Origin of the sequence: Hoylesella marshii DSM 16973 = JCM 13450 (assembly GCF_000146675.1) — a bacterium.
Taxonomy (GTDB): Bacteria; Bacteroidota; Bacteroidia; order Bacteroidales; family Bacteroidaceae; genus Prevotella; species Prevotella marshii.
Window position 1 is genome coordinate 2,463,284 of the sequence record NZ_GL397214.1, and the last position, 3,498, is coordinate 2,466,781.

3 protein-coding genes and 1 pseudogene are annotated in these 3,498 nt (G+C 47.0%); all 4 read left to right on the forward strand.

All coding sequences use genetic code 11. The annotated features are described in order from the left end of the window. Window positions 1–190 precede the first annotated feature (190 nt). Window positions 191–427: a hypothetical protein gene (locus HMPREF0658_RS10165; protein ID WP_006950658.1), complete on the forward strand. Its 237-nt coding sequence runs from the start codon at window positions 191–193 to the stop codon at window positions 425–427. Between the two features lie 63 nt (window positions 428–490). Then, entirely contained in the window at window positions 491–2,185 is a 1,695-nt protein-coding gene (locus HMPREF0658_RS10170) for a hypothetical protein (RefSeq protein ID WP_139047760.1), read from the forward strand. Window positions 2,186–2,445: 260 nt separating this feature from the next. Then, a complete protein-coding gene (locus HMPREF0658_RS10175) occupies window positions 2,446–2,862 on the forward strand; it encodes an HU family DNA-binding protein (RefSeq protein ID WP_006950661.1) in 417 nt (138 codons plus the stop codon). Window positions 2,863–3,316: 454 nt separating this feature from the next. Continuing rightward, a pseudogene (locus HMPREF0658_RS11890) lies at window positions 3,317–3,498 on the forward strand (hypothetical protein); the annotation flags it as partial.

Consider the following 3,498-nt stretch of genomic DNA (forward strand, 5'->3'; position numbering starts at 1 on the left):
ACACACACACATTCGCACCGTCGCTCAGATAACACTTTAGATGTTTTCACCTACGCGCGCGTGAGACGCGGCGTAACCCCTATCAGCAAAGGGCTTCGAGAAGTTCCCTTTGTTCGTCTTTTTATGTCCTTTTGCCAAGCCGTGCAAGAGGGAAATAATGCAGAATATTCACCCATAAAATAATAGAGATATGAATAGAAAACAAATCAAGAAACAGGTTTACCTAAAACCTACAATTAATGTTGTCGTTATGCCGCAAGAACATTTGTTACAGGCAGCCAGTGGACAGCACGGACACATTGGAGGCGGTGGTAGCTTTGGTAATGCCAAAAGCAACACAAACTATGATGAATGGGAAGAAGAGGAGGGAGAGATAGACCAGCCCCTAACAAGAGAGAGAAATGGTTACTCGCTATGGGAGGAATAAAAACCGACCTCTTCCCCAGAGAGAACAAAATCACAGTAATTATTAAAAGAAATACGAAAAGCGATGAACATAAAAAGATTAGTAAGAATAAGTATGTTACTCTTGGCTACCGCCATACTGGCAGCCTGCAGCAGTGAGAGCATTGTAGAGAGCAATGAAAAAAAGAATGAGAAAGAGACACTGCAAGCCGGCGTAATATTTACCACTGATGTCCCAAAGACAGAGGCAAAGCGAGAGACACTAAGTGATGAGGACGGAAATGCCCAAACACGCACCTCTATCACTCATACACCTGGACAAGGTGCTGATGCCTCGTGGACGAGCGACGACTTTATCTGGGTAAAAAACAAGAATGGCGAATGGAAACAAAGTACATCCATAACCCTACATCATGGCGGTAGAAGAGCTGACTTCACTCTGCCAGGCAATGCATCCGACTATGGCGATGGATGCGAAGTACGCTACACGGGAACTTCTATTACCTATAATGGTTTTACTCCTACCCCGAACGATATTAGTTTTCCTAAAATACAGAGTCGCACTACTGCCAACGATTTCAGTAAAGCCGGAGAATGGGGCGATTGTGGATCGGGCACGGCATACAACACGAGTAGCACTGGCAAGTTCAAATTTATTCTCGAACACAAGGCGGCCTACCTTTGCTTCCTGCCTCGTTGTGAAGATGCAACCCTTGCTCCCAACATACGGCTGAAAGGCATTAAAATAACAGCAAACAAAGGAACAAATACAAATACACTCTTCTTTGCCAACCGGCATAGTTTCGACGGCGAAGCTATCAATGACATGGGGCATCCGATAATTTCCTCCGACATTACCGTTAGCCTTTCCGACTTTCCGCTCTACACCAGTGCCAATCAGCAGGCCAACGCCATCTATCTTGTAGTTGCCCCCGACACCTACGACTTCACCATCGATTACATCATCAAGAATACCGTAACCAACATCGAGGGCACAATCACAAAATCCATAACGAACGCAACCCTTGCCAAGGGCATGATTTACGATATCACGGCCAACCTCACACCAATTGTGTTAGGAACAAAATACTATGCTTGGGGTGCGACAAAGGACCGTTGGCATGGTTACGAGAGTAGTCAGCCGTTCATCAATAAGGGAGAGCCCGGTGCTACGCAAGGCATTACCGATAACCCCGACCCTGCTACCCACTCCGATGAATCTCATCAGCTTTTTGATGCTTACGTGAATTACCAAACCCCGGCAGCACCATTCAAAGTGGCTCCCAACATCAACGAGGCGGTATGGTACTGCCTGAAAGGCGACCCTCATTGGGATGGCGACCAGTTGTGGACATTGGGAGGACATATGCATAAAGGAGGCGTGTGGATAAGGAAGAAAAAGGCCATCGTGGCTTATCTCAAGAATAAGGAGGGTTATCCCTCTACCTTTACAGAGGCAGATATGAAACTCGGCTACAAGGCCACAGCTTCCTCTCCTCTTGAAGACTATAGGATTACAGGTGGACGTGCCAAAGTGTATTCTTATCCCGAGGGCAGACCCTATCCCCTTGACGACTATTTCTTCTTGCCGGCATCGGGGGGGTATATAGATGGCTGGTTACTGGTTGCCGGCACATATGGTTACTATTGGACGGACAACACAGCAACAAACCATCAGACTCTCACGCATGCAAGTGCTTTCCATTTTTTTAAACAGACGTCGATCAGTGTAGAAGAAGCGCCTCGTACTACCCCGTGTAGGGTGCAGGCGTTCGAGTAAATTCCTGTCGATAGAGGCTGCATCGGTAAGGACGAAGCGAACGATGTCCACTCCAATCGCAGCTTATCAACGAATGGAAAAGTCTATCCGCACAAGGGTGTTTAACACCCACAGGCAAGAGTGTTTAACACCTACGGGCAAGGGTGTTTAACACCTACGGGCAAGGGTGTTTAACACCTACGGGCAAGGGTGTTTAACACCTACAAACAGAAGCGTTTTATCAACCTATTATAATCACTTCAATAAAAAGGAGAAAAACAATGATTGAATTCGAAGTAAAGTCTAAAACACAGACTATCGGAAAAAAGAAAGGCCAAACGGTGTATTTCGCTCAGGCCAAGACCAACAACCACATGACGCTCGAGATGGTGTGCGACATGATTGTAGACGAAACTTCACTCTCGCGTGGCGACGTGATGAACACGCTCATCACGCTGGGCAGGCTGTCGTGTCGCGCACTGAAAATGGGCTTCAGCATCGACTTGGGCGATGTGGGTTCGCTGCGCGTCTACTTCCCCTCGCGAATGGTAGACAACAAGAAAGACGTTACCGCTGCCACACTGAAAACGCCTAAAATCATCTTTACACCCAAAGCGAAGATGCGCGCGGCCGCCAAAGCCGCCGATGTAACGGTAGATAACCCTGATAACAGAAAGCCAAAGACACCGAAGCCATAGCTGTGGAACTTCTTCCCAAAGGGTAAGGAGCCTACGGAGTGGAAGTTTTATTTTAAAACAAACTAAAAGGGTGAAAAGATGCAGATGTGTCTTTTCACCCTTTTGCGGTGTTGAGGTCTTTAAAATGATGGCAGGGATATGAGCACACTCCCCGTTTTCTTTTTATTTTCTGTCATTTTAATATGGATTTAGTGATGATGCGACTTGGACTACCGTCGTATGTTCTTTACCGTCAGGTATTCTTTGGGGCTTCCGACTTCGGAGGTAAAGCCCGCCCCCGGCCAAGGGCAAGGCTTTTCAGGGATGCTCGAATCGTTTCGAGCGGCTGAAAAGATACCTTGCTGTGTCTTTGAGGACACAAACATCCGCCTTCGGACGGATGAGAGAGTTACCTTCAAAAGTTGTCAGGGTGAACACCAACCGACAGACCTCGTTGCCCGGGTGCAAAATTAGAGTGAAAAAGAAGACGGGAAAAGGCTATTTGCCTGTGCCAACCTATGCCACCCTGTGCCAAAGGCTGCCAGTTGCTAAGAATATGGTGCAGGTATGCAAGCAAATACTTTATTTTGCATGTGCATTCATCCGAACGACCTCTCATCAGCAGGTATTTGTAAATGAAAATAGGCAGTTCTATAT